The 25276-nt window shown below is 32.1% G+C and carries 32 protein-coding genes and 1 pseudogene; 23 read left to right on the forward strand and 10 right to left on the reverse strand.

Going from position 1 to position 25276, the window contains the following annotated elements:
• Window positions 1-424: 424 nt before the first annotated feature.
• The 3 genes from SLH52_RS12725 (at window position 425) to SLH52_RS12735 (ending at window position 3254) form a co-directional block, all read left to right on the forward strand.
• Window positions 425-958, forward strand: a complete 534-nt coding sequence (locus SLH52_RS12725) for an RNA polymerase sigma factor (protein ID WP_320209656.1) — start codon at window positions 425-427, stop codon at window positions 956-958.
• Entirely contained in the window at window positions 942-1520 is a 579-nt protein-coding gene (locus SLH52_RS12730; RefSeq protein WP_320209657.1) for a hypothetical protein, read from the forward strand. Before SLH52_RS12725 ends, SLH52_RS12730 begins: the two co-directional genes overlap by 17 nt.
• 1266 nt (window positions 1521-2786) lie before the next feature.
• Window positions 2787-3254 carry a hypothetical protein gene (locus SLH52_RS12735; protein ID WP_320209658.1) on the forward strand — a complete coding sequence of 156 codons (468 nt, stop codon included), beginning with the start codon at window positions 2787-2789 and terminating at the stop codon, window positions 3252-3254.
• Between the two features lie 326 nt (window positions 3255-3580).
• Here SLH52_RS12735 and SLH52_RS12740 read toward each other — a convergent pair whose 3' ends face one another.
• Both SLH52_RS12740 and SLH52_RS12745 read right to left on the reverse strand, forming a co-directional pair.
• Complete coding sequence (locus SLH52_RS12740; RefSeq protein ID WP_320209659.1) at window positions 3581-5392, reverse strand: family 16 glycosylhydrolase; 1812 nt, start codon at window positions 5390-5392, stop codon at window positions 3581-3583.
• A 445-nt stretch (window positions 5393-5837) separates the two neighbouring features.
• Window positions 5838-6122, reverse strand: a complete 285-nt coding sequence (locus tag SLH52_RS12745; RefSeq protein ID WP_413785523.1) for a hypothetical protein — start codon at window positions 6120-6122, stop codon at window positions 5838-5840.
• A gap of 492 nt (window positions 6123-6614) precedes the next feature.
• On the opposite strand from SLH52_RS12745, the gene SLH52_RS12750 reads away from it, so the two are divergent.
• The 7 genes and pseudogenes from SLH52_RS12750 (at window position 6615) to SLH52_RS12780 (ending at window position 10065) form a co-directional block, all read left to right on the forward strand.
• On the forward strand, window positions 6615-7331 hold the full coding sequence (locus SLH52_RS12750) for an endonuclease/exonuclease/phosphatase family protein (RefSeq protein ID WP_320209660.1): 717 nt from the start codon (window positions 6615-6617) through the stop codon (window positions 7329-7331).
• A 266-nt stretch (window positions 7332-7597) separates the two neighbouring features.
• Complete coding sequence (locus SLH52_RS12755) at window positions 7598-7801, forward strand: hypothetical protein (RefSeq protein ID WP_320209661.1); 204 nt, start codon at window positions 7598-7600, stop codon at window positions 7799-7801.
• Window positions 7802-7835: 34 nt separating this feature from the next.
• Window positions 7836-8045, forward strand: a pseudogene (locus SLH52_RS12760) (helix-turn-helix domain-containing protein); the annotation flags it as partial.
• Between the two features lie 249 nt (window positions 8046-8294).
• Window positions 8295-8633, forward strand: a complete 339-nt coding sequence (locus tag SLH52_RS12765; protein ID WP_320209662.1) for a multidrug efflux SMR transporter — start codon at window positions 8295-8297, stop codon at window positions 8631-8633.
• Between the two features lies 1 nt (window position 8634).
• On the forward strand, window positions 8635-8949 hold the full coding sequence (locus SLH52_RS12770) for a multidrug efflux SMR transporter (RefSeq protein ID WP_320209663.1): 315 nt from the start codon (window positions 8635-8637) through the stop codon (window positions 8947-8949).
• Window positions 8950-8964: 15 nt separating this feature from the next.
• Window positions 8965-9552 carry a TetR/AcrR family transcriptional regulator gene (locus SLH52_RS12775; protein ID WP_320209664.1) on the forward strand — a complete coding sequence of 196 codons (588 nt, stop codon included), beginning with the start codon at window positions 8965-8967 and terminating at the stop codon, window positions 9550-9552.
• A 237-nt stretch (window positions 9553-9789) separates the two neighbouring features.
• Window positions 9790-10065, forward strand: a complete 276-nt coding sequence (locus SLH52_RS12780) for an HU family DNA-binding protein (protein ID WP_320209665.1) — start codon at window positions 9790-9792, stop codon at window positions 10063-10065.
• A 65-nt stretch (window positions 10066-10130) separates the two neighbouring features.
• On the opposite strand, the gene SLH52_RS12785 is transcribed toward SLH52_RS12780, so the two are convergent.
• Together SLH52_RS12785 and SLH52_RS12790 are read right to left on the reverse strand one after the other, a co-directional pair.
• The gene (locus SLH52_RS12785; RefSeq protein ID WP_320209666.1) at window positions 10131-10484 is read right to left on the reverse strand and encodes a hypothetical protein; all 354 of its coding nucleotides are present in this window, start codon (window positions 10482-10484) and stop codon (window positions 10131-10133) included.
• A 993-nt stretch (window positions 10485-11477) separates the two neighbouring features.
• Entirely contained in the window at window positions 11478-11585 is a 108-nt protein-coding gene (locus SLH52_RS12790) for a putative holin-like toxin (RefSeq protein WP_320209667.1), read from the reverse strand.
• Window positions 11586-11942: 357 nt separating this feature from the next.
• On the opposite strand from SLH52_RS12790, the gene SLH52_RS12795 reads away from it, so the two are divergent.
• Window positions 11943-12128, forward strand: coding sequence for a hypothetical protein (locus SLH52_RS12795; RefSeq protein WP_320209668.1), 186 nt, complete (start codon window positions 11943-11945; stop codon window positions 12126-12128).
• Here SLH52_RS12795 and SLH52_RS12800 read toward each other — a convergent pair.
• A complete protein-coding gene (locus tag SLH52_RS12800) occupies window positions 12125-12460 on the reverse strand; it encodes a hypothetical protein (protein ID WP_320209669.1) in 336 nt (111 codons plus the stop codon). The two genes, SLH52_RS12795 and SLH52_RS12800, sit on opposite strands and share 4 nt — an antisense overlap.
• Before the next feature lie 445 nt (window positions 12461-12905).
• Here SLH52_RS12800 and SLH52_RS12805 point away from each other — a divergent pair, with 445 nt between their 5' ends.
• The 3 genes from SLH52_RS12805 (at window position 12906) to SLH52_RS12815 (ending at window position 14710) form a co-directional block, all read left to right on the forward strand.
• A complete protein-coding gene (locus tag SLH52_RS12805) occupies window positions 12906-13694 on the forward strand; it encodes an alpha/beta hydrolase (RefSeq protein ID WP_320209670.1) in 789 nt (262 codons plus the stop codon).
• Window positions 13669-14253 carry a TetR/AcrR family transcriptional regulator gene (locus tag SLH52_RS12810; protein ID WP_320209671.1) on the forward strand — a complete coding sequence of 195 codons (585 nt, stop codon included), beginning with the start codon at window positions 13669-13671 and terminating at the stop codon, window positions 14251-14253. Before SLH52_RS12805 ends, SLH52_RS12810 begins: the two co-directional genes overlap by 26 nt.
• Before the next feature lie 184 nt (window positions 14254-14437).
• A complete protein-coding gene (locus SLH52_RS12815; protein ID WP_214482222.1) occupies window positions 14438-14710 on the forward strand; it encodes an HU family DNA-binding protein in 273 nt (90 codons plus the stop codon).
• A gap of 122 nt (window positions 14711-14832) precedes the next feature.
• On the opposite strand, the gene SLH52_RS12820 is transcribed toward SLH52_RS12815, so the two are convergent.
• Complete coding sequence (locus SLH52_RS12820) at window positions 14833-15300, reverse strand: immunoglobulin-like domain-containing protein (RefSeq protein WP_320209672.1); 468 nt, start codon at window positions 15298-15300, stop codon at window positions 14833-14835.
• A gap of 163 nt (window positions 15301-15463) precedes the next feature.
• On the opposite strand from SLH52_RS12820, the gene SLH52_RS12825 reads away from it, so the two are divergent.
• The 3 genes from SLH52_RS12825 to SLH52_RS12835 all read left to right on the forward strand — a co-directional run bounded on the left by SLH52_RS12825 (window position 15464) and on the right by SLH52_RS12835 (window position 17391).
• Window positions 15464-15862, forward strand: a complete 399-nt coding sequence (locus tag SLH52_RS12825; RefSeq protein WP_320209673.1) for a VOC family protein — start codon at window positions 15464-15466, stop codon at window positions 15860-15862.
• A 264-nt stretch (window positions 15863-16126) separates the two neighbouring features.
• Complete coding sequence (locus tag SLH52_RS12830; RefSeq protein WP_320209674.1) at window positions 16127-16465, forward strand: NIPSNAP family protein; 339 nt, start codon at window positions 16127-16129, stop codon at window positions 16463-16465.
• 53 nt (window positions 16466-16518) lie between these two features.
• Complete coding sequence (locus tag SLH52_RS12835; RefSeq protein WP_320209675.1) at window positions 16519-17391, forward strand: GNAT family N-acetyltransferase; 873 nt, start codon at window positions 16519-16521, stop codon at window positions 17389-17391.
• Window positions 17392-18074: 683 nt separating this feature from the next.
• Here the strand turns inward: SLH52_RS12835 and SLH52_RS12840 are convergent.
• From SLH52_RS12840 to SLH52_RS23390, 3 genes are all read right to left on the reverse strand, one after another.
• Window positions 18075-19718: a hypothetical protein gene (locus SLH52_RS12840; protein WP_320209676.1), complete on the reverse strand. Its 1644-nt coding sequence runs from the start codon at window positions 19716-19718 to the stop codon at window positions 18075-18077.
• Between the two features lie 530 nt (window positions 19719-20248).
• Entirely contained in the window at window positions 20249-20314 is a 66-nt protein-coding gene (locus SLH52_RS12845; protein ID WP_320209814.1) for a hypothetical protein, read from the reverse strand.
• 25 nt (window positions 20315-20339) lie between these two features.
• Window positions 20340-20423: a hypothetical protein gene (locus SLH52_RS23390; RefSeq protein WP_413785528.1), complete on the reverse strand. Its 84-nt coding sequence runs from the start codon at window positions 20421-20423 to the stop codon at window positions 20340-20342.
• Between the two features lie 307 nt (window positions 20424-20730).
• Here SLH52_RS23390 and SLH52_RS12850 point away from each other — a divergent pair, with 307 nt between their 5' ends.
• From SLH52_RS12850 to SLH52_RS12860, 3 genes are all read left to right on the forward strand, one after another.
• Window positions 20731-21813 carry a transposase gene (locus SLH52_RS12850; RefSeq protein ID WP_320209677.1) on the forward strand — a complete coding sequence of 361 codons (1083 nt, stop codon included), beginning with the start codon at window positions 20731-20733 and terminating at the stop codon, window positions 21811-21813.
• 316 nt (window positions 21814-22129) lie between these two features.
• Window positions 22130-22540: a histidine phosphatase family protein gene (locus SLH52_RS12855; RefSeq protein WP_320209678.1), complete on the forward strand. Its 411-nt coding sequence runs from the start codon at window positions 22130-22132 to the stop codon at window positions 22538-22540.
• Window positions 22495-22746 (forward strand): hypothetical protein, encoded by a 252-nt coding sequence (locus tag SLH52_RS12860; protein WP_320209679.1) that lies wholly within the window; start codon window positions 22495-22497, stop codon window positions 22744-22746. The genes SLH52_RS12855 and SLH52_RS12860 overlap by 46 nt, the downstream gene beginning before the upstream one ends.
• Window positions 22747-22888: 142 nt before the next feature.
• Here SLH52_RS12860 and cspD read toward each other — a convergent pair whose 3' ends face one another.
• Window positions 22889-23089 carry a cold-shock protein CspD gene (gene cspD / locus SLH52_RS12865; protein WP_320209680.1) on the reverse strand — a complete coding sequence of 67 codons (201 nt, stop codon included), beginning with the start codon at window positions 23087-23089 and terminating at the stop codon, window positions 22889-22891.
• Between the two features lie 385 nt (window positions 23090-23474).
• Between cspD and SLH52_RS12870 the strand changes: the two genes are divergently transcribed.
• From SLH52_RS12870 to SLH52_RS12880, 3 genes are all read left to right on the forward strand, one after another.
• On the forward strand, window positions 23475-23645 hold the full coding sequence (locus SLH52_RS12870) for a hypothetical protein (protein WP_320209681.1): 171 nt from the start codon (window positions 23475-23477) through the stop codon (window positions 23643-23645).
• Between the two features lie 246 nt (window positions 23646-23891).
• Entirely contained in the window at window positions 23892-25040 is a 1149-nt protein-coding gene (locus tag SLH52_RS12875) for an AimR family lysis-lysogeny pheromone receptor (protein WP_320209682.1), read from the forward strand.
• Window positions 25037-25189 carry a hypothetical protein gene (locus SLH52_RS12880; RefSeq protein ID WP_320209683.1) on the forward strand — a complete coding sequence of 51 codons (153 nt, stop codon included), beginning with the start codon at window positions 25037-25039 and terminating at the stop codon, window positions 25187-25189. Before SLH52_RS12875 ends, SLH52_RS12880 begins: the two co-directional genes overlap by 4 nt.
• The last annotated feature ends 87 nt before the right edge of the window (window positions 25190-25276 follow it).

The following is a 25276-nucleotide window of genomic DNA, read 5'->3' on the forward strand; positions in this document are numbered from 1 at the left end:
CGAAGGTGGCTTAATAGCTTGTTTTGTACTCTATTTAAGACAAGGGATGCTCCATCAAATTGTGTAACAATTAGTTGGAGAGGTTCACACTGTAACTATACAGGTATTTATTACGAAACATTATAATAATGGTGTTTTTCATTTTACCTAGCTGTAAATCTCCCCAAAAAACTTCATTTAAAACACTCTTTTTTTTAAAAAAAAATTCTCAGTCAAAAAGATATATATGTGTTGGATAACTTTTTCACAAATTATATAAAAAGTGGAGACTTTATGCGAATATCAAAATATTAATGGTTTTGATTGATATCATTAGCATTTTAAAGGTTTATCTACATTACAGTCTTCTAATACTGTTAGACGGCAAATAAATATTTGAACTATTTGTGTTAATATTTTGTAAAATAAATATAGGAGGAGGAGTATGAAGAGAGATAATGTCGCTAAAGATATTCTTCATCTTTATGATCTATACTGTGGTCGGATTTTTAAATTTATTTTTGTACTTACTAATGACTACTATATTGCACAAGACTTAACCTATGATACATTTATGAAAGTGAATAACTCATATTATCAGTTAAAAAAACAAGAAAAAGTTGAAACCTGGTTATTTCAAATTGCTCATAATATTTCTATTAATTATATTAGAAGGAAGAAATTGAATGTAGTTGAGCGCATAAGGCTATCTTCAAATGGGAAGGAAGTTGCACCCTCAATAGAGAATACAATCATTATTAATGAAGATTTTAAAGAATTGTACCAAGCTCTTATTAAGCTGAAACCATCATACCGTGAAGTTATTATTCTTAGAAAGGTAGAAGAATTATCAATTAAAGAAACTAGTGAAATTTTAGGATGGAAAGAAAGTAAAGTGACAACTACATTATCTAGGGCCCTAAAAGAACTTCAAAAGAAACTAGAAGCAGGTGGATATGTATATGAGCAATCTTCCTAAAGAAAATTCATTTAAACATGCAAAAAATTTGGATGAAAGCATACACTGGAATCCAGAAAAACAATTTGAGTTAAGACAAAAGTTAGAGTATAACATTAATAAAAAAAATAAGAGAAAAACATTCAAAATACGGTTACTCCCAATAATTGGTGTTGTTACTGCAATGTGTATTATAGGTATTCTGTTAACTCCTTATGTGTTAGAAAACGATATTAATGAAGCGGGAAATGCTTCAGCACCTGTCGAAAAAATAGCTGCTGCAGCACTAAGTGTTGAAGAAATACTTCATAATGACTCTGTAGAATATTACGTGAATTTAGACATAAATGAAGGCTCAGAATGTAATTTTTGGCTAAACAATTTACATAATAGTTACAATTATAAGTACAAAGTATATGCTCCCGATGGGAGTTTGATTGGAGAATCAATAACTGCTGGCTCGCAGGAAAGATTATATTCAGTAGATTTGAATCAATATGGGTCAGGTGAGTATAAAATAAAGGTGTATACTCCTAATGGTAATATAGGAGGTAAATATCATTTGAGAGCGAGAAATTTTTAAGGATTACTATATCATTAATTAAGATAAGAAAAACTGATTTATTCCTTTTGCTTGTTATTATCAGAATAAGTGTAAACAATAAAACTATATAGTGGGATAGGCCATCAGTATTTTGTAGGTTAAAAAGATTAAGGGACAACCTGTTAATAAGACAACATTAAATAATCACCTAGCTTTGAAAAAACTCCTGCACTATGAGAATTAAATCATAATCTGTCTTCACTATTCCTTCAAGATTGTTCAATTCAGCAATAAAAACTGAATAGAAAAAAGACACACTTGAGAGTAAGTGTGCCTAAAGGAAAAGAGGTGGGTTATGAAAAAGTTCATTAACACTGTATTAATATTAAACTAAAATTGTGTGTGGATTCTATGGGATATTTATGTGTTTTTGTGTGATTGAGCTTAAGTATATCAATAGAACAAAGAAGATGTAGTAAATATTATATTGCCTACTTGGAAAGCGGTAATTAACGAATATAATGAATGTTCCGATCGATCGTTATCCAGTCGTGCGCTACTCTAGATAAGGTGTTTAATACAAAGGTAAACGTTTTTATTAAAATAAATATATTTATATAAAATGTTAAAATTCGTAGCATTTTCAAAGGATGTATAGTCAAACATCAACAAATCCCTCCTCAGGTCAAAATCATACTTTTACGAAATTTGATACAATAATTATAGAAATCAATTTCCCCCTAATGCACTTATATAGCATTAATTGTGTAGATAAAACGTTACTATGTGTAGCGTTTTATTTCTTTTTCAACTTTTAGTTGTCCGACGTCATTGAAAGGAAAGAAGAATTACAATAAATACATAATTTGTATAATTCTTAATTGGTTATCGTTATGTAGATCAAATTCTTGATTACAGGTCCATAAATATCCTTTAGTGGCTCATAATGGGAATGTGGGATTTAAGGAGATTGAGGTATTATTCCTAACTACTGGTATAAATTATTGTTACACAAAAACCAAATCTTTTTATTAGAAGGTTTAATAACTCTCTCCATTGAAACTACAAGGCTTTTTGTAAAATTAATAATAAGTAGTATTGTACGGTATATTATCTAATATTCGTTTTGTAATGCTCTGGAATAGTATGAAGATTCCAGGGTTTTTTATAGCATTTCAGTATTGCATAAGAAATTTATCCAAGCACTGCTGCTTTAAGTTGAATAATATATTCTGAAGTCTAATGATTAGGACTCAAATTCTCACAGAACTTATGACATTCTAGAATAGATAGGGGGGAGAATAATTGACTAAAAACCAAACTATCGGATTTCTTTCTACACAAGAAGATAAGCCTACTATACTACCATTAGATGGAGCTAGAGTAGAGCTGCTAAGGTTAAGAATACCAAAACATTTATATGGAAGACAGGTGAAACTTGATGGGTTTCTTCAGTCGAATTTTGTTGTAGCGGGCTTTGAGAATGATGTTGAACTTACTAGTTTTCCATATAAATATGAACTAGCTTATCAAGTAATGGTTGAATCAGCAGAGGCTAATTTAACAATGGCTTCACCTTTATTATTAGACACGGTAAGTGGAGTACAGCAGCCAGCACAGTTTGAAGTAGAGCATAACACAAACCCAAACTTTACAATTTCGATACCTTGCCTAGCAGGAGATCTTGTGCTTATGGCTTCTGTTGCTGAAACCCAAGGGGGTGTAGAAGGCGCTTTTGTAAATACTAGATCGATGAATGCTCTTTTGTTTTGAGCTAACTTAATGTTCGAATGATAGAAAAGGAAAAAATCTCGTAAGAAATAATTTAATATGCAAAGGGAGAAGTTATTGTCTATTTATGTTCAATATAATATTCTAAATCTTATTAGATAAGTTGAAAGCTACTTTTGTAAACCGTTAATAAAAAAATTTGAACCGTAAAGTTTATAGCGAAGAAAAGAACCACGAACAATAATTGTATTCGTGATTCCTAGTAGTTAATAAACAGCAACTTTATGCGAAAACGCCAAATTAAGTTAAAGAAAGGATAACTGTCGAGTTATCCTTTCTCTACATTATTAATCATTTCATAACCGTTCTTATTGTTGTACGATAGATACGTTATCGATATAAACTGTTGTAGGAGCATTTCCTCCCTCGATATTTCCTAGCTCAAATACTACCTTTCCGTTAGTATATGTTTGTTCTGTCATCTGGAAGGAGTAGGTAAATGTCTGCATGTCGGTTGTTAAATCAATAATTTCTGTATTGGCATACGGTATAAACCATGGATCTGTTGTAAGTTCTTTACCGATATTAACATTCATCTTTCTTGGTGTATTACTTCTAGCATCAAATGTAACCGTATACAATTCACCGTTTTTAAATTCAATACCATTTTGGTACACTTGTGGAGAATAAGCTACATTACCAACTGTTTGCATTTCAATTGCTAATTCACCATTTGCAACTGATTTAGTTCCTTCTGCAACACCCGTCCATTGATCTCCCCACCATGCTGTCCAAAAATGATCATTTGTAGCAAAGTCACCATTTTTTATAAGGCTTTCTCCGATTGGTTCAATAACTACATTATCTATGAAAATATTATGTGCACCTGCACCATATTTCCCCATTAATAATTTTAGACTGACTTCATCAGATTGTGGCATTGTCATTTGAAAGCTGTAATTTTTCATATTGCTAGATAAATTAATTGTTTCACTCAAGTATCTATTATATTGTGAGTTCTCTATAGAAACGACCATATCCCTATCACTTGTTGATCTTGCATCGAAGGACACATGATAATCCTGGTCTTGTTGTAAATTTAACCCTTTTTTCTCTAATATTACGCTCCATTCTTCGTTACCTTGCTCAGAAATAACAACTTTAGCTTCTTCATTTTCCGCTAATATTTGAGCTACTGTATCATGATGCACATATGGTGACCATTCGCTTAAACCACAAGAAAAGTCAAAGTTCCCATCTACAGTCGGACTGCAACTATTATCGCCCGTGGCTTCATATACGCGCACATAGTCAATCTCCATTTTACCTGGAAACGCAGTTGGATCATCTGGGTTTTCTGTAAATTGGCCTCCTACTGCTAGATTTAGAATGATATAGAATTCTTGGTCAAACGGTGCTGGAAATGGATTCAGTTCCTCAGCCGCATTTAGGCTAAACCAGTTGTTTAACGTTTGATATAAATTCCCGTCAACATACCAACGAATTTCTCCAGGTTCCCATTCGACTGAATAAGTATGGAAGTCTGTAATAGCTCCACCTTCAGGGAAATGATATGCTTTACCTGTGTATTCTCTTATTGGCCATAAACCACCATAATGTATCGTACCTGAAGCTTCATTTGGTTTACCTCCCGAAGCTTCCATTATATCAATTTCACCAGAAGCAGGCCATGGTCCATAGACATTATCAGTTGGAAGAAGCCAAAACGCTGGCCACAATCCATTTCCTTTTGGGGATTTTATTCTCGCTTCAAATTTCCCATATTTTTGTCCAAATAATCCCTTTGTTTTAAGCTTGGCGGATGTATAGTCATATGTACCATATTCATCAGATATTTGCTCTTGCTTTGCTTCAATAACTAGATTGCCATTATTAATATATGAATTCCCGGGAGCATCTGTATAATATTGCTCTTCATTATTTCCCCAACCAGGTGCGTCAGTATTGACATTACCATTTTCATCAACAAGATAGTTTCCGAAATCATAAGTCCATTTCGTCCTGTCAATCTCATTTCCATTAAATTCGTCGCTCCACACAAGATTCCATTCAGAGCTGATTGCTGCTTGTACATTAATTTGACTTTCTGCTCTGCTTGCAGAACTTAGAGTAGGGATACTAATTAGTAAGCATAATAAAAAAGTTAGTAATTTTTTCATTTGAAACCTCCTAAATTAGTTTTTCACATTATTTATTTTAATAATACTAATTTCAACTAGGTAGGTATGTAATTTTGGAAACGGTTACATTTTTTTGTATTGTGAATATTGTCATATGTTCGTATAAAAAAATGTACTAGCATTTAAATTGATAATTTTCACATTCGCTATTTAGTTGAAGAAACGATCACTATATGCTATTGCAAATAAAACTAGTATGTGGTTAGCTATTGTTTTCTGTAATTTGAAGAAACAAGTATATTAGTATTCGTAAAATTGTTTAATGTATTAATAGCTATATAAATATCGAATATTTTACAAAGCTTACGGATAAGAGATAATCAACAAAGGAATTGCGAAAGTTTTTATCTTAAATGCACTTCTAGCATTACTAGGTTCGTAGAGGAGGTGCGATGTTAATATATGAGGGGGAAAAAGCACTGATTTAACAGTGCTTGCATGGGTATCTAGGATAAAATGATTCATTTGTTTCCCAAGATTCAACAGTTTGCCATGCAGTCTTTTGATCGTAGCCTTTTCCCATAAGGTAGGCAATGGCTGCGACTTCGCGCATTGCGTGCATGTATGAAGTATGCTGTGCCTCTTTTAAACCATATTGAACGATTGGCTCAACGGTACCTAATACCATGTGCTTTAAATTGTTATTGAAACCATGATGTGGGTTATGATGATCTCTATAATAAAGTCTGTGAGGGTCAAAATTGTACATTTAAACACTCCTCTAATTTATAACTTTCAAGAACACTATATGAGGCATTTATCTTTGCTCAACGGCAAATGCCTAATAAAACAGTAATATTTAAAATTGGGCTTTTAAAGAGTGATACACGTATTCTTGTCATCATTGTACGCATAAAGAAAAAGCAGAGTTGGGAGTAAAGAATCATGAATGGTATGAATAAGAAAGTAAAATATATCTACTGGATTACCAAAAATAAAAATAATGGTGATGATAATTTTATAGAAAAGCTGAGAAATAGTGAATTATATTGAATTAGATCATAAAAATAATAGTTAATATGAATAGATTCATACGTGTTTAGCTATTATTATGAAAATCACCAATTAATTCGAGAACAGCTAATTCCAAAAAATTAAGGCTAAGTCAGCTTTTAAAAAAGATCAAATACATGTTACCTGTACAAGCATTTTCTCTCTTATTGCATATAATATTGTATCTATGTAAGAGAGGGGGGAAAATATGTTAACAATGAGCTTCAATATACTAGCTGATAGAAGAACTTGGAGAAATCGTAGGGATGGTATTATTAATAAAATAATAGACATTAATCCTGATATAGTAGGGCTTCAAGAAGCTATGTCAACACAAAGAAGAGATTTAGAAGCAGGGTTATCTGGCATGTATGATTTAATTCGATTTAATATACCAGTTAATTATGGTAATCCGATATTAATAAGGAGTAATCGATTTATTATTTTAGACTCTGGTTTTGTTGAAGCTGCGCAATGTGGCAACACGCGATATATAACTTGGTTATTGTTAAGAGAAGTTGATTCGAATGAAGAGTTTTATTTTTATAATAATCATTATTGTGTAAGCCCTACTTCGAGTAAAGAGGATCATGCAATTGAATTAGTTTCTCTGATTAATCAACATCAAGTAGGAAATAACAATCGTCATGCTATTGTTGTAGGAGATTTTAATGCAACAAGAAATAATGCTATTATGGAATATTTAATAGATCAAATACCGTTAGATGGTACACCAAATCCAATGAATCTAGTAGATACATGGGATGTAGCAAATCAAAGTGTTCCAAAACCATCAACAACAGAACGTGGAGCGGCGATTGATTGGGTTCTTACTCTTTCAGGCACAACAGTTACAGAAGCTACAGTAGATAACTCTGAGGGATTTTCTGACCATTTTCCTGTTACTGCAACGTTTACTTTGTGAACGATTGACGAAAGATAGCCTCAATAAGGCTATCTGGTACATAGCATATGATTAACTTCGTATAGTTTTAAATTACTCATTGAAATAGTTGTTAATAGAAATATTAAAACTTCAACAATTAGCGTAAAATGGTGAGAATTGATGCTTAAACTAGCTTAAGAAGGTTGAAGGTACAAAGATTTGCAGTTGTGTTGCCCGCGAAACATGAAGAAAGTACATTGTATAAAAAACTATTAAACCAAGAGTAATTATAGGAGTTGTTAAATATGCGTAAGTTTGTATTTACTATAATTCTTATTGTGTTGCTATTAGGATGTAACAATGAAACGAGCAATATAAATAATGCAAAATTTATCAACCCCAGACAGAAGACCTCCACTTCAAACCAAAACAATGCGAAGCAAGTGAAGGTTAAGTGGGTGATGAATGGCGGTTGGCGTAAGCCAAAACTCACTTCTAATATGGTATAATTAACCTAATTAATAGATAAGTGAGGTGAATCAAATGCTAGTCAACAAAGCCTTTAAATTTCGTATCTATCCCACTAAAAAACAAGAAATATTAATTGCTAAAACCATTGGTTGTAGTCGTTTTGTGTTCAATCATTTTTTAGCTGCATGGAATGAAACATACAAACAGACTGGAAAAGGTTTAACATACGGCGCTTGTTCTGCGGAGTTAACAAAGTTGAAAAAGGATTTGCTTTATTTTAGGTCTTCATAAGATAAATCTGTTGAAATTTTTTACTTTAAATAAGAGAGGATACACACTTTTAGCATATTAATAAATCAACGAAATAGTTGCATATTAACTAGTTTTGTTATAAAATCTAACTAACGTTAGTTAGATTATTTTTCTCAGTTTATATAGACTTACGTTTTGGAGTTGATATAAGTATTGTTATATGGGAAACACTAACTATCCTAGAGGTGCTTAAAGATGTTAATAAGGAGGATATACTTCATGGCATGGTTATATCTTATTCTCGGTGGTATATCAGAGGTAGGTTGGGCGTTTGGTTTGAAGTTTTCGGAAGGATTTACAAATATCCCTTTCGTTATACCGACGGTTTTACTTATGATTTTTAGCTTTTGGGCTTTCTCAAAGTCACTTAAATATTTGCCTGTATCAACAGCATATGCTGTGTTTACAGGAATTGGAGCGTTTGGTACATCCATCGTTGGGATACTGTTTTTACACGACGCAGTTAGTGTATTAAAAATCATTTTATTACTAACCTTAATTAGCTGTATCATAGGTTTAAAATTAATACCGGAACAAACAAAAGGAGAAAGTGCATAATATGAGCTGGATTCTATTAGTACTCGCGGGATTCATGGAAATAGGAGGAGTGACTTTTCTAAAATTGTCTGAAGGGTTTTCCAAGCTAAAACCTTCATTGTTCTTTGTCTTATTCATGGGTTTAAGTTTTATATTCCTTTCAATGTCTCTGAAAGAAATTCCTATTAGTATTGGCTATGGTATTTGGACAGGAATAGGTGCAGCTGGAAGTGTTTTAATTGGGATGTTTGCGTTTAATGATCCTAAAGATTACAGAAAGCTTGCACTGGTTAGTGGTATCATCATAAGTATTATAGGGCTAAAACTAGTATCTTAATCACGGGGTGATCAATTGAGTAAGGGAGAAGAGACAAAGTATAAAATATTAAATCAAGCTTTAATTTTGTTTTCCTCAAAGGGCTATGAAGAGACATCTTTAAAGGACATAGCGACTAGTATTCACATTAAAGCGCCTTCCATTTATGCATATTTTTCTGGTAAAGAAGAATTATTTAAAAGTGTAATTGAATATGTTATGTCAGAGTATATCGATTTTATTAAAGAACAAGAGGTAGTTACAGCAAAATTATCTACGAAAGATAGGCTGTATTATTTGTTACATGAACTAAATGAATATTTTAATAATAACAGCTTAGGTCTTTTTATAAAAAGGTATGGTATTGTTCCGCCAGATAAGTTTAAAGACCTACTAAACCAAAGATATAATGAATCCGAAATGGAAATAAGGAAACTACTATACACTATACTAAAAAATGATTCAGACAAAAGTAAATTTATTGATGAAGAGACGATTGTAAACTCTTATCTTTGTATTTTAGATGGGATGCTCTTTTATTTAGCAAATCTTTCTTATGAAGAGTATGAAAAAAGACTCAATGATACTTGGGATGTTTTTTGGAGAGGTATATTTAAATATTGATTTTTTAGATGCTCTCATATGGTTTTGTGCTTCTTGTACTTAGAATTTAATACGTACATGTGGCATCTTTTTGCTATAAACGAATGAAAACCATATAAAATCACTTCTTGTGGTTCTATTTTCGTAACATTAGTAACAGAAAAAAGCCTTTATTTGCTTTTTATTGCAGGATAGTATTTACCTTTTGATAGGAAATCTGATAAGATATAGGTCGTTACATAGAAAGGTGGTAATAAAATGAATAAAACAGAATTTATTAACGCAGTTGCTGAAAAAGCAGAACTTAGCAAAAAGGACGCAAGTAAAGTATTAGAAGCAGTAACAAACTCAATTAGTGAAACACTAAAAGATGGTGACAAAGTTTCTCTTCTCGGCTTTGGAACATTTGAAGTACGTGAAAGAGCAGCGCGTAAGGGGCGTAACCCTCAAACTGGTGAAGAAATTGAAATTGCCGCAAGTAAAGTGCCAGCATTCAAACCAGGAAAAGAATTAAAAGACGCTGTCAAAAACTAAAGGAATTTTCAGGCATAGAAAAAGCCTATCTAACATGATAGGCTTTTTTTTCTCTATTTGTAAACTCAATTGTTACTGAAAATATTGAGAATTTCTTGTAAAGATTCTTCATCTCCCGTTTGTAAGATTTCAACTATTCCTGTAGTGCTGTTATAAATGACTTCGTTTCCATTGAGCTGTATTTGTACGGAGCCATCACTATGTCTTTCTATGTTGCCATCTTTAAATTTTGTACTTAGTGAATGGTAAATATCCATTAAAGACATATCAATGATGCGTTGATCGTCAATTTTAACATTTTTTGCAACTTCAAACACTTTATCTCGTGAATCCTCAAATAGCTTTTCACCTTTATCATTTAATAAACCAGCATAATAAAGTATTCCTACAACAGCAATGGTTATCAATAAAATCTTCATACTTCTAGCTCCTTTGTTAGTCTACTTTGTAATTCACTAATATGTATAAGCAATTAACGTTAATAATAGATTGTCCATAATCTTAAGATGCGTAAACTTAAAAAAGTTCGGTTTATTTTGCATAATTTTTGAAAATGCGGATATATATTGATTGAAAAACAACTAAGAGGCTCACTAATGGTACATTTGCTTGGTCAAAAAGTAAAAATCATGATAAAAGGGGGCTGACAACATGAAAATTTGTCCAAAAGTATGGAATAGTTTAACTGTTAATGAAAAAATACACTTATTAATGGATCATATTATTTCTAGTCATCTGTGAAATTTTGAAACGTAGTGTAAATTGTATTTAGAGATGCTTTCAATTGTTACATTGCAAGTATAGAGTTATGCTCTTCATACTATAACAGGGAGTCAAAGCCATTTTCGACTTCCTAGATTATTTATTTGTATGAAATTATAATTTAGGCTATTTGCTTAACACATAATTCGTTTATTTCGGATCAATTAACTAACCTAAAGGATGAAACTTTGGATTTTCATTGACATGTTTCAGAAGGAATAATCATTGAATTGTATATATAATAAATTACATAAAATGGAAGAAATAATATGAATTTACGTAATTAAAGGTCATATGTTTGAAGAATAACGAATATAAGTACAATAATTAAGCTACTAATTATGTTTTTTTTGTCGCCTTTCAATGTTTTTAACTCCTAATGCATTTTGTATAGAATATGTCCTAACTTTTTCTATATTTAATTTGAGAAATAAATTATTTTTTTTACTATTTTTTTGCTTTCAATAAACAACATGATACGTATTAGTGTAATTGTACATTTTCCAACATATATGATATTCTAATCATAGACAAGCAGTAACCGCATACAATAAGAAAGACCGCAAGTGTCGTTAGCACTCACGGTCACACAATAGGCGATTCCCTCAGTGGATCGGCTTGCATAAAGCAAATAGACCGCCCCGACTATATCAGGAGTAAGGGCGGTCTATTTTTTTGTCGTTTTTGTTGAAGGACAGCATCGAAATGATTAGCCCAGCAAATGCTAAAGCAAACATCAATGATTCAAATACTGTCATACGCCTCACCCCCTCTCATGGGGAATGAAGCAAAGCCGACCACCCTTAGAAATTCGCTATTGTATTCCAATTATACCATAGATGCCCTATGTGCAGAGCTTACTGAGAATATACGATTCATGGAACCTTTTCTATTTAAAACAGCAACAAAAAAGGACTTTATTTCAGTCATTAGTGACCTCAATAATCTTTTTGTGTAGTAAAATCTCTCGAGTATCGATAGATATATTAACCAGTTTTCTTAACTAATAGCATAGTACGGTTAAAGTTAGGGGTACCATCAAAAAATGCGAAATAACAATACTAAGTTCATGCTATCTTAGATAGAACAACATAATTTTTGTGGAGGATAATTTTTTGAGAAAGAGAATCATATTTACATTCTTAGTGTTGTTAAGCTTACTTATAGTTATCCATCCAGTTAGAATGGCAAGTGGTCTAGATATTCAACCTTTAAGAGTAGGATTTCAATTACCATTTATCGAAGAGTTACTTATCTCGCCCCAGAAGAAGCGCAATAATAAAAAGGTGACCTTAAATTAGTCACCCGAATAAATTCGTTCCTCCCAATATCTTACGGCTGTATCGTGCATATCTTCAAATGAGTTAAAGCACGTGTTTTCTTGTGTGAATTTATCAAGCTTTTTTATAAATGCTTCAGTTAAATTATTGATGTTAACACTTGGTTTTTTAGCAAAAGGAGAGCTATTAAAAAATTCATCGTGGCATGAAAATTTAGTATATTTATTAATGAATTTTGTACTATACAGTTCACTAGAATCGACTGTCTTTAGATCGAAATCACGTGTAGTTTTATTATAGCTGTACAAGTAATCCGAGAAAAACTGTGGGATACTGTAGTCTACTTGGTCCAAAGTACTCACCTCTCTTTCGTGGAAATATATAAACTCCTGTCTTAAAAGATGATGCTATGATTAGAAATTGATTTTTTTAGAAGATAAGGTGTAAAGAGCACTATTGAGTATGTGTTTATTCTTTTTAGGAAAAAACAACTATGAATGAAAAAAAGTCTATATAGTAATTATAAAATGAGATTCCTTGATAAAAATGGTAGTAAATTGAATAATATGTGAATAATTAATATGTAGTAGACATTGTTTGTAAAAGGTATTCATTTCGTACACTGCATGCTGTGCAAACTGAGCACGTAAAAAGTGTTAGTTTGTCGAAAAATAACTTATCTTTTTTATTAACTGTATGTTCAGTCAAAGATATATTGTTAATAACAACAGTGTCATTAGAATTAAAAGCCCCGTATTAATTATATTGATTGAGCTTCATTTAAAAGGAGGGTGACAGATGGATTTGAATTATGAAGTTCATGGTGTCGGAGATCCCATTGTGATGATTCATAGCCCTGGTGTAGACATGCGAGAATGGACGTATATTGTTCCATATTTATCTCAGACTAAGCAGGTCGTTATTTTCGACGTGCGGGGTGCAGGGAATTCACCCGCACCAATTTCACCATCTAATTTTGTAGATGATTTAAGGAAATTACTTGATCACTTAGGCATAAATATAGCTACTCTTGTTGGTCATTCAATGGGAGGACAAATTGCAACTGATTTTACGCTTACATTTCCATCAAGAGTGAAACAACTAGTGTTAATTGCTCCTTCATTAACAGGATTTCAATATTCACGTGAATTTACTGAATGGATAGAGCAGGTAAACGCAGCTGCCCCAAATATCAAAAAGCTTGTTAATTTGTCCCTAAGTGGTCCTAATTACAGTATAACGATGTCAAGTCAGCAAAAGGATTTTCTCTATGAAATGACTGTCCACTATATGATGAGAGTATTTTCAGAATGGGAGAACTTTGAAATTATTTGGCCTGATCCACATGCTATTGATAGATTACATGAGATTAAGGTACCATTGCTCTTTATCCAAGGAGATAAAGAATGGAGTGACCTATCTCGAATCGCTGATCACTTCAAAAAAGTGAAATCATGTTATTTTTTAATGATTAAAGGTGCTGATCATATGTTAACCTTAACTCACCCAAAAGAAGTAGCTTCTGAAATTATGTTGTTTTTACAGAAAGGAATAAGTAAGGATGCCACGTACAAGAGAAACAAATGAAAAAATCCGTCGCCTTACAAGTGAAAAAATTTTGCAGACAGCAATGGAGCTGTTTATATCAAAAGGCTTTCATTCTACTTCTATAGATGAAATAGCAAAGCAAGCTGATATTTCTAAAGGTCTTCTTTATCATTATTATAAGGGGAAAGAGAACCTAATAGATGCAATGGTCGAAATACGAATTGAAGAACTTATCAAGGTTATGGAGACTGCTGTATCACAAGAGACGCCTGTGGAACAATTACTATTTATCATTGAAGGCTCTTTGGAAAATGTTCATAAACAGCCGCTGATTTTTCGATTTTATATTAATTTACTTACTCAAGCTAAACAAGATAAAGTACTTTCAAAATATACTATGAATTTACAAAAGGAGTATGAGAAGCAATTTGAGGTGCAAACTGAGATCTTCGAAAAGCTTGGCGTATCAAATGCCAAGATGAAATCTTTACATTTTTCATCTACCCTTCAAGGAATCATGCTCATGTATTCAACATACCCTAATCTTTATCCTTTAGAAAAAATTAAGAATGAAGTAATACAAGAGTTTTGTAATTAGATGAGCTTTTATTGTATGACTTGTTATTTAAGTGAATTATTTATAATAAACCTCTTGGATGACATAGAGTATATTAAATTGTTATCCAATTAACTAAATGTATAAAAAGATTAGGTGCAGCTATTTACCTTTATCCATTGAATTTGGTAAAATATAGATTGTTACATAGAAAGGTGGTAGTGAAATGAATAAAACAGAATTCATTAATTCAATAGCTGAAAAAGCTGAGCTTAGTAAAAAGGACGCTGGTAAAGCACTAGAGTCTGTATTCAGTGCTATTAGTGACTCATTAAAGGATGGGAATAAAGTTTCTCTACTCGGTTTCGGAACGTTTGAAGTTCGTGAAAGAGCAGCGCGTAAAGGACGTAATCCACAAACTGGTGAAGAAATTGAAATCGCTGCAAGTAAAGCACCGGCATTTAAACCAGGAAAAGAATTAAAGGAAGCTGTAAAGTAAATAGATGCCAAAAGAAAAAGCTTATCATGATGATAGGCTTTTTCTTTGGTTGTTATTTCATAAAGCTCACCTTTGCTCTATGACTAGCTTTCACAATCTAATATATTTTCTAATTATGATGGTTAATCAACTGTAAACTCTGCTGTCAAATGGTACTTATCATATTCTCCTGCTGTTCTACCATCCAGTATGCCTTTCACTATACGGTATTCACCAGTATTCAAATTACCGTACAGCCAACTCCAATCAACAGTCCATTCCTTAACATCGGAAGAAGCCAATATGTAGCCAATATCATTGAATCCATAGTTACCATCAATGGAAACAGGGACTTGATACCATCTTCCGTTAATATTCTTTTCCAACGAAAAATATTCACCATAGATGTATTCCTTGTCGGAGGTATTCTCTAATGCTACAGTCAACCCAGTAGAGGAGACGGTTTCTTCTAATGAAACCATAGTTACACCATCGACGTTGTTGACAGTTTCATATAACGTAGGTTCCCAGTCAGAATTAGTAATTCCGCATCCTGATAATAATGTCAAGCTTATTACCATACAGATTAATAAACATATATAACTTTTCAATTAATCACCACATTGTGTCTTATTATTTAACAATTATTTCTGCCTACTAACATTCAAATGATACAACACTTCAGATGTTGAGGGCTACTTGAAAATTTTACAATATTAATTATTAAATTAATGTATAATTATTTTCGATTATACATATGTAGGAGGTTTACAAATGATTCTAGAAATAACTACTCAGGTTCGAGTTTCTAGCATTAATGAAGGGCAAAAGTGGTATGAAACATTGCTAAATAAGAAGCCTGATATTACTCCACACGAGGGATTTGCAGAATGGGAGCTAATTCCTGGTTGTTGGTTGCAGGTGGCAGAAGGAACTCTTACTGAGGGTAACGGACCATTACGTTTAGGGGTTACTAATATTGAAGCTGAAAGAGATAGACTTGTAGAAGAGCTTAAAATTGATAGCTTTGAAATACATTCAAGACCAGAAGTTCCAGTTAAATGGGGAACATTCACTGACCCGTGGGGAAATCGACTTGGATTTTTTGAATATTTAGATAAAAGAGAAGAGCAAGAACGTATTAAAACAATCTTAGGAACAATAGAAATATAAAACTTGTAAGAAAGGGAACTTCGAGGAGTTAGATGTTCCTTTACCTCATATAGCAATAAAATTAATGAAACAATGTTCAACAGAATTTGAAGGTACATTTGCACAGCTAACAAAGTTACTAAACAAAGCATGAATAACAGTAATACATTACGGTAATGTGAATTATGAAATGTTTAGTTGGACGTATAATGTGTCATCCCGATCGCTTGAGTGAAAAGATAGTACAGAAAATTATATTTAAAAGTCTGTTAAAGGGGAGGTTTTATGTTTTACAGAAGAAAGTCTTATCTTGTTAAAAGGGAGATAGTCGAAGATTTCAATAATCTTTTCAATAATATAAATTTACCAAACCAATTAAAATACGGTTCACGTCTAGTAGGTCGTTGGATGAAGGATAATAATGATGGTACTGTAGAGGTTTTCGCTATTTGGGAGTACGATAGTTATGAAGATTATTTACAGATTGAATCTAAGGTAACTAGTGATGCTGCTCATGTTAAGCGTATAACAGATTGGTATGCAAAATATGGTGGACGAGAACGTATTAAAGAATACATATTAGAAATTAAAAACGACCCTTTAGAGTCAACTTTAACAAACTAACTATAAAATTTAAGATGAAGGTAATTATAAATTGCATTTAAAGGATGGCTTTTATGGCTACATACGATGAAACGAAATTAGAATTATTTGAGTTAAATACTGATGATATCAATAGTTTAATCGAATTATCTACTTCAGTTGGCTGGGATTATGATAAATATGAAATCTGTACAGTTTTGTCAACTGGAAAAATATTTGGCTACAAAAACGCTTTAGGAAAAGTAGTCTCTTGCGCTGCTATTATCTCGTACGATACAAATTTAGCTTCTATCGGTATGGTTATTGTTTCTAAAGAATTTAGAGGATTAGGTCTAGGGAGAGTGGTAACTCAAAAATGTATAGATTCTTGTTCTAATGACAAAACAATTATGCTAATTGCAACAGAAGATGGGAAAATCTTATATGAAAAAATGGATTTTAGAACTGTAAATTATGTTCATAAGTATCTTTGTGATAGCTATACTAATAATCTTAAGTTATTAACTAATAGTAATGTCACCATTAGAGCTTTCAATGAAATTGACATGAATAGAATTGTTGACTTAGATAAAGCTGCCTTTGGAGATAAAAGAAGTGATTTTCTTAAAGTTAGAATAAATCAATCCGAGCAATGTATAGAAGCTAGAGATAACAGCGGAAATATTATGGGTTATGGTATATCTATAGGAGGACCCATAAATTTAATACTAGGGCCTATAGTAGCACCTGATCATGAAACAGCAGCTTTAATACTTGATAAGCTAGCATTTGAACATCAAGGGAAATTAAGAATTGATGTGCCAACGGGTAATGATCAATTTATGTTGTACCTAGAACAAAGTGGGTTTAACAAAGTTAGTGAGCCACCAATTATGGTCATTAACTCTGAAAATTTGCCACCTAGGAACAGTACATTATTCGGCATTGCGGCTCAAATTTTTGGTTAAGATAAAATTGCAAGTTGTGACTCTTAGTAAACCACCTTTGTATAAGGAAGACGCCTCTATAGTGTATGGTTTTGTGGATTATGTAAAAGGTAACAAGTGAAATAATTCTTTTTATACTTGTTTGATAGTTGTACTGCCAGTATTTCTAGTTGAAAAGTATATGGAAGTCCTAACAAAAAGGAAATGGAAAATAGGATGTTTGATCACTTTCGGTAGCTTTTGCTAATGTAAGGGAAAGTACATGGCTAATAACGAGTTCCTAATAATCCCTAAACTCGTCAAGTGTTGGGACAATTCAGTTGGTTTACAAGTTGTTATTGTTGACTGCCCACGTGATAAATATTAACAAATGCATAATATACAACATGATTGACTCCCCGAAAAAACAGCCCTAATCCTCATCCTGTAGGGCTGTTTCCAAACATATATGTCTCTAGTATTGTATAAGTTCTTGTCACACATAATATACCTGTTTGAGGGTTATGGAATAATACCCAACATGCTTGTATACATTGACTTAGGAAGAATGACATACATAAACATGAGCTCACATCTCAATAGCATGCATTTTAGTTTATCAAAAATCTCAGTATAATTGTAAGGTTATCAGCTTGACTCTATGGAGGTAAAAGTGTCAACAAACCTTCAAATACAAATGTTATATTACTTAAAAAATAATTTTCTTAGTATGGAAGGATATTATTATAGTTCTTAATAATTTCACTGAATCCATTGTTTATTAATAATTTAACTATTTCTTGTGATAACCCTACCTCTTTATTAATCAAATAAGCAGCTTTTGAAGTTATAAGCATTTCTATAGTGTTTATCTTTTTAGAATCAATTTCTTTCCAAAGTTCGTAAGTGTGTAAAAGATCCTCAAGTGTAAGTAAAGTATAATCTTCACCTTGAAAAGTCATATCGGGTCCAATTTGATACCATGTATCACCTTCGTCAGTTAACCATTTCTCTCCAAGAAGGTCTATTGCATTTTGAATATTGTATGCACATTTTAAATATTCTTCATTTTTTGTTTCAATATAGCTTTTTAATAACAGGTTTAATCCCCCTAAGACATGATTAAGTGAACTGTGTGTAGGTAGTGTATCTTGATAAAATGAAAAATAATCACTAATCAAAAATGCATCTGGTGCAATTTCAAGAACTTTTCTAGATTCAATTTGGTCTACTAAAAGGTCAGCATAATTTAGTAAGGCAATTTTTAATTCTGGAATTTCTAATAAATCTCCTGTTTCTTCTAGGAAAAGAGCTATCCCTTCATTATGACGTGTATCAATATAAGGAGCTTCTATACCGTATTCCTTTTTAAGCCAAGTGCTTGTAATTTCAGTCTCCCAAAACTCCTTATTTCCTTTGAAAACTGTTAAGTTTGCTATAGAATTTAGAACCAAATCGTAAAAGTACCTTTCCTTTGTTTCTTTGTATTCCTCTAATGCAGAAAAATCTTTTACGAGCAACAAATTCCTTCCGTAATTAAGCTGAGACTCTGGCAGAGGCTCAACAGTAGTAACTAGTTTTTTGTATGGCCCTTTAGCGGTATACCAGCTATTCGTTTTCCATTTTTGGTAATTTGATTTTTTAATCCATTCGCTAAAAGAATTATCAGAAGTAAATAATTGTTTTTCAGAAAAAAGGGACCAATGATCTACAATGTCTTCTCCTAAAGACTCCATATCTAATTTAATTTGTAGATGGTCTTTTTTTACAATCACATCAACATCTCGATTCTCAGATATAAGCTCTCTGACGATACTTTCTCTTTCATCTTCGTAGATTTGAGATAATTCTTTTGAATGATATATTTTACTAATCATAACATTTGAGTAATATTCACTCCCATTGTAAGTGGTTAGTAAACCTAGTGGATTAGTAGTTAGGTCAAAACCAATATCTTCATTGTATCTTCGCCCTGCCAAAAATTGGTCAAATGGCTGTAATGTATAGTGTGATACTTCTGGTATGGGAAATGTGACAGTCACATCTATTGGATTTGTGCTATTATTTTGGAGCGAAGTAAAGATAAAGAAATCCCCATTATCCAAAGTTCTTTTTGTAATATTAAGAAACGAAATTGGACTAGTAAGTATCTGATAAGTATAAATTGTATCTTTACTGTTCAAATAAACCTGTTCTTTTGTATCAATTTGTTCAAATCCATATTTTTCCTCATTAATCATAATATTTTGAATATGGTCTTGTTCAGAAAATTCAATAGAAGAGGTCGTTGTAAGCTGTTTTCCTTTTCCATATTCTAAATAAAATGCTAGAAAAAAAATAAAAATAATTACAAACACTAATCTTTTCAAGAGTAATTTCCTCCAATGTAATTGAATTACAAGATAACAATATTGGTTGGTATTATTATATTGAATATTTATTTGTTAACATTTGTATATTTTAATTATTATATGTATTTCTTAACAATGTTGAAATGGGTCGATCTATGTTAAATCTCCGGACACTAAGAAATAAGATATGTTACAAACCGCCTACACAATTTAAGGTGGTATTGCAACGGCGCATGATATGGTGCCTCCGTGGTCATGTTACTCCTACCAAGAGCATACATATCATCCCCTAGGTATCGACATCTAAGGCTATCATGCTTGGCAATTCATGTAAAGGGAATTTACAACTTCTAGAGAGAGCCTTGTAGATATTTCCAATACTGTTATCTACCTATGTAGAGAGTGACAATGAAAAAATACTTTTTTTAGTACATAAGAATTTGAATTAATATCTTAAACCATTGGAGGTTATTATATTGAACAAAAAAATAGAGACACATTCCCCTTCAAAATCTATTTGATTTAGTGGGGGTTAGTCGCTAAGGTCTTCATTCACCTTCTTCAATGTATTTTTTTATTATGTCAATGTTAGCTCCTTTTGTAGTTAAAACCATATAACTACGGTTCCAAAAATAAGGTTTAGTATTTCGAAAGTTCCTTTTGGAACTCTTTTCTTATATATCTTGATGTTACAGTTTTATAGCTATTTATCGTATTAGCCAAGTTTATTTGAGGTGGAGCATCAAATAAAATATGAATGTGGTCCTCTTCTCAGTTCATTTCAATAATCTCGCAATTCCATTTTTCAAACAAGGACTCGGTAATTTCTTTTAATCGTTTCATAATATCTTCTTATATACATTTATGTCTGTATTTTGTAACTACAACTAAATGGTAAGTTAACTTATAATATGCATATCTATTCTTGTTATAATTAGTCATTTCAATCCACTTTAAATATACAACTAAATGTTTGAGTGATATGATTAAAATATAATATTATAGATTTTTTCGGAAGGAGGGTTTGAAAATGAAAATAGCTAAAACACTTAGATGTAAAGTTATCAATCAGTCTCGCATCTTCGATGCAACGGTTGATATTTACAATAAGGCTTTATCTTTCATTATTAATGTAATAGACAAAGAGTTTGCTAATGTTGATGACATTAATATGAAATCGATTGTTCCAGCTGTTGAGAAGTTAATTCATACGACAAAATCAAACCCTCTTCCAAAATACCGAGAATTCAATTCACGTTTTTATAAATTTCCTTCGTATTTTAGAAGAGCAGCTATTGCGTCTGCATTCGGAAAAGTGAAAAGTTTTCGTTCTAATTCTCAAAATTGGGAGTTAGAACAGGCACAATCTTTTTTAGAGGGAAAGAAATTCACCCAAAAACCACCTCGATTACAGTTGGAACATAAAGAGTTCCCTGTGTTTTATCGTGGTAATATGTTCGAAAGAACATCGGATAACACTGCTCAAATCAAGATTTTCCATAAAAATGATTGGGTATGGATAGATGTAGAATTCAAAGGGCAGGATTTACATAAACGTGGCGTTTGGGAGTGGAAAGAATCTAGTCCTAAGCTTGTTAAGGTTGGGAAAAAGTACTTTCTCAATTTTACATACGAACACAAAGTAACATTAACTAAAACAAAATTAAAAGACCAAAAGATTTGTGCCATAGATCTTGGAATCACAAACTCTGCGGTTTGTTCAGTTATGGATTCAACCGGAACTGTCTTGGCTCGAAAGTTTATTAACCAGCCAAAAGAAAAAGACCGATTGTATACAATGACGAACAAATTACGCAAAGCACAAGTGATTTCCGGCTGGATATCTGCTCCTTACTTTTGGCGTAGAATCAATGGAATTCAAAAACACATTGTAAACAATACTTCTTACGAAATCGTGAAGTTCGCTCGCGAGCATAATTGCGATGTAATTGTCTTTAAGTACCTGGATAAAATGAAAACCCCAAAGGGTTACTACGGTGCAAAAAAACTTCGTTTCAAGCTCCATTATTGGAGAAAAAAAGGGATTCAAAACAAAGTCACTCAAGCGGCTCATTACCTCGGAATGCAGAAATACAAGTGCCTTAGCTTTTGATGGTTCGGGAGAATTAGAGAGAAACCCTAAAAAAGACCTTGCCACGTTTTCGACGGGCAAAGTTTATCATGCGGATTTATCAGCTTCTTACAATATCGGAGCTCGATATTTTATTCGAGGAGTCCAAAAATCCATTTCTGAAAAGAAATGGTTGTCCCTTCAGGCAAAAGTTCCTGAATTGGCAAAAAGAACAGAACAAAACTTGTCTTCATTAATTAGTCTTAACTTGGCATTAGAGTCACCGAAGGTGGCTTAATAGCTTGTTTTGTACTCTATTTAAGACAAGGGATGCTCCATCAAATTGTACAACAATTAGTTGGAGAGGTTCACTCATACTATTTACCTACTTCGACACGGAGAAACAGTTTTTAATACTCAAGGACGATATCAGGGTGAGCTTGATTCACCTTTAACAATAGAGGGGATTGACCAGGTTAAAAACATTTCAAGGTTATTAAAGCTAGTAATCGATGATCCTCATGAATGGACTATTTATTCTAGTCCACTAGGAAGAACTATTCAAAGTACAAAAATTATTTGTGAAACTCTAGGGTATGATTTTAATAAGGTAATTATTGATAATAGGATAAAAGAAGTATCTGTTGGTTCTTGGGCTGGCTTAACAACTAAGGAAATAGAAGCTTCATGGCCTAACCTTATAAAAAATACAGATAGTTACAATTGGTATTTCAAATCTCCAGATGGGAAAGCTATGATGCTGTTGTAGAGCGTGCATCCAAATGGCTTAATAGTATTAAGGATGTTGAGAAAGTAATTGTCATTTCATATGGCTTAATGGGTAGAGATTTAAGAGGGGTATACAAACAAATGGATAAGGAGGAAGCATTGAGATTAGGAGTTTCGCAAAATACATTTTTTAAATTAAATAATCAGAACATTGAACAATTCTGTTATGAGTATGAGGAATTTTAGTACATTAACATAATCAAAATGAAGAATATTGGAATTTGCCAAGTCCTACTTCCTACATCGAGGGTGTAGTACTCTGCTAGTACTAGCTCAAACAGAATATTAAAGAATAAAAAAAATCGTCTATAAAAGACGATTTTTTTTATTAAAACTTTTGTACGTTAGCAGCTTGAGGTCCACGGTTACCTTCTTCGATATCGAATGAAACTTCTTGACCTTCTTCTAATGTTTTGAAGCCATCACCTTGAATAGCTGAGAAGTGTACAAATACATCATCTCCACCGTCAACTTCGATAAATCCAAAACCTTTTTCTGCATTAAACCATTTTACTTTACCTTGTGCCATTTCGCTTCCTCCTGGGTGGATTATTAATTCCACATTATATTACTATTCTTACTCCAAATATATATTAAAGATGAAAATCTTTGAGATATTTCCTTTTAACAATCATATTGGAACAACAATAACAGAACTAATTGTACCACATATAGTTTCAAGAAGAAAGGGCTTTATTATTTCGTTGATGTTAAAAATCAATTTTCGCACCAATTTTGTTTACACTTTTAGGTTCAAGATATATTTTTGCTTACTTTATAATACAAATGTAGTAGGTAATTAGCTTAATTCAAAAATATTCACAATTACAATGTAAATGATCTAAGTATGGTAAAATAATGAAAAAGATGTTTTTCTAGGTATATTAAAAAATCGATAAGAAAAGGTGATGCATATGAAGATTGTGAAAGAGAAGAATAAGTCAAATTATGTATCAACGGGTATTACATTTGGATCGGCATTAGCAATTGCAATATCTTGGAGTCTTCATAAATCAATTATTTGGGCTTGTATACATGGTTTATTAAGCTGGATTTATGTGTTGTATTATGCTTTAACGAGATAAACAATTGTTTAGTTCAACATCTAGTAGTTAAGTCATGTATAGATGTTTTTGATACAGAGACTATTAATATTAAATTACATTAAATATGAAGTAGTTATGTATAAGCTCCTATTTACTTTTATGTAAAAAAATGAGATTATTAGGTAAAACTAAACGAAATCATCACATTTTTAGCTATGAAAATGATTGAATATTGTAACAAAAGATAGTTTATTGACAAATGTTTTCGAAAAGAGGTAATTTCTATTGATAACATTGGAAAATCTCTATGATAAAATGATCTTTGATGAACGTAGTAATGTTGAGCTTGGTGCGGCCATAAAAGTAAGTGATAAAACGATAGCAAATATGAAAAACTACTTAAAAAATCAGTCTCAAAATGAACCGAAGCTTGAAAATATTCTTTCGCTAGCAAGGCTATATGCAAACAATTCGACTAATATTGATGCCATTGTCCAAGATTTTGGAAAAAATGATGTAGGTGCAACTAATCTACTAAAATTAATGGATTATGCGTATGATAATAGCTTGTTTGATTTTTTGACTGACTTAATAAACCGGTGTAAGGGGAAAAGTCAAAATTTACAAAAAACTGCTAAATTATATGATTTATTACGGATAAAAAAGACCCAAAATAAAAAATGGACGAGCATCATTTTAGAGGCAAAATTAGTTAGGTCGAGTGACCCAGTCATTGTCTATTTATTATCAATAATAGATAGTTTAGTGGTTTTGGAAGCGCGTAATTTCAGTGAGTTAGAACTAAAAAGTGAGTTGTCAATCAAGCTTGCCAAGAAAGTGAAGAACGATTATTTGCGTCAAAGCTTTACGATAAGAGCCCTTACATCACTTATGAGAGCTAAAATGCAATTATTGAAATATGAAGAAGTTGAAAAAATATCAAAAGTGATTTTTAACAGTAATGCTGGAGAAAGAATTAAAGCATCAGCATATTTTTCTTTGGCGCTGACCAAGTTCTTTTCTGATTATGATGGATGTGAAGAAAATTTAAAAAAATCTTCATATTTATATGCGAGAAGTGGTAGAATTAAAGATAGCCAAGCAGTTGACTCACACTTGTTTATAGCAAAATGTTATCATAAAGTTGATTTAGACAATGCAACAGGTGACACATCTGATTTTGACCGTGCTTATTATTATTATCAAAAAGGCTTAATCAATGAATCTGAGCAATTGATCAAAAATGCTACATATGAAGATTTTGAGGCTCCATTTATTAGTTTTATGAAAGGTCTAATAGCAAATGATCTGTCTTCAAAGAGAGACCATTTAAGACAATCGATTATATTATTTGAAGCAATTGGTGATATGCATTATGCACAGTTACCAATGCTTGAATTAAAACAATTAGACAAGGAGGTACCAATAAATTGAAGAAACTCATATTAACATTTACAGCAATTGCTGTTATTATAGTTACTGCTTCTGCTGGTATAGGTAGCGAGGAAGTAGCAAGTAGTAATTTAGAAAAGAAATCTAAAATCACGTTTAAGTTGGGGATCATAGACCCAGATGATAATTAAAATATAATATTATGGATGGACAGTGTTCTATATGAGCACTGTCCATCCTTCGTTTTAGGGGCTCGGAATAACTACAACAAGAAAAAG

It is taken from the genome of Cytobacillus sp. IB215665, from assembly GCF_033963835.1.
GTDB lineage: Bacteria > Bacillota > Bacilli > Bacillales > SM2101 > Nanhaiella.

Bases quoted from the DNA above. Each gene is read 5' to 3' on its own strand.
- SLH52_RS12725 (WP_320209656.1), top strand. From the start codon at position 425: ATGAAGAGAGATAATGTCGCTAAAGATATTCTTCATCTTTATGATCTA.
- SLH52_RS12730 (WP_320209657.1), top strand. From the start codon at position 942: ATGAGCAATCTTCCTAAAGAAAATTCATTTAAACATGCAAAAAATTTG.
- SLH52_RS12740 (WP_320209659.1), bottom strand. From the start codon at position 5,392: ATGAAAAAATTACTAACTTTTTTATTATGCTTACTAATTAGTATCCCT.
- SLH52_RS12745 (WP_413785523.1), bottom strand. From the start codon at position 6,122: ATGTACAATTTTGACCCTCACAGACTTTATTATAGAGATCATCATAAC.
- SLH52_RS12750 (WP_320209660.1), top strand. From the start codon at position 6,615: ATGTTAACAATGAGCTTCAATATACTAGCTGATAGAAGAACTTGGAGA.
- SLH52_RS12755 (WP_320209661.1), top strand. From the start codon at position 7,598: ATGCGTAAGTTTGTATTTACTATAATTCTTATTGTGTTGCTATTAGGA.
- SLH52_RS12765 (WP_320209662.1), top strand. From the start codon at position 8,295: ATGGCATGGTTATATCTTATTCTCGGTGGTATATCAGAGGTAGGTTGG.
- SLH52_RS12770 (WP_320209663.1), top strand. From the start codon at position 8,635: ATGAGCTGGATTCTATTAGTACTCGCGGGATTCATGGAAATAGGAGGA.
- SLH52_RS12780 (WP_320209665.1), top strand. From the start codon at position 9,790: ATGAATAAAACAGAATTTATTAACGCAGTTGCTGAAAAAGCAGAACTT.
- SLH52_RS12785 (WP_320209666.1), bottom strand. From the start codon at position 10,484: ATGAAGATTTTATTGATAACCATTGCTGTTGTAGGAATACTTTATTAT.
- SLH52_RS12790 (WP_320209667.1), bottom strand. From the start codon at position 11,585: ATGACAGTATTTGAATCATTGATGTTTGCTTTAGCATTTGCTGGGCTA.
- SLH52_RS12805 (WP_320209670.1), top strand. From the start codon at position 12,906: ATGGATTTGAATTATGAAGTTCATGGTGTCGGAGATCCCATTGTGATG.
- SLH52_RS12810 (WP_320209671.1), top strand. From the start codon at position 13,669: ATGCCACGTACAAGAGAAACAAATGAAAAAATCCGTCGCCTTACAAGT.
- SLH52_RS12815 (WP_214482222.1), top strand. From the start codon at position 14,438: ATGAATAAAACAGAATTCATTAATTCAATAGCTGAAAAAGCTGAGCTT.
- SLH52_RS12825 (WP_320209673.1), top strand. From the start codon at position 15,464: ATGATTCTAGAAATAACTACTCAGGTTCGAGTTTCTAGCATTAATGAA.
- SLH52_RS12830 (WP_320209674.1), top strand. From the start codon at position 16,127: ATGTTTTACAGAAGAAAGTCTTATCTTGTTAAAAGGGAGATAGTCGAA.
- SLH52_RS12835 (WP_320209675.1), top strand. From the start codon at position 16,519: ATGGCTACATACGATGAAACGAAATTAGAATTATTTGAGTTAAATACT.
- SLH52_RS12850 (WP_320209677.1), top strand. From the start codon at position 20,731: ATGAAAATAGCTAAAACACTTAGATGTAAAGTTATCAATCAGTCTCGC.
- cspD (WP_320209680.1), bottom strand. From the start codon at position 23,089: ATGGCACAAGGTAAAGTAAAATGGTTTAATGCAGAAAAAGGTTTTGGA.
- SLH52_RS12870 (WP_320209681.1), top strand. From the start codon at position 23,475: ATGAAGATTGTGAAAGAGAAGAATAAGTCAAATTATGTATCAACGGGT.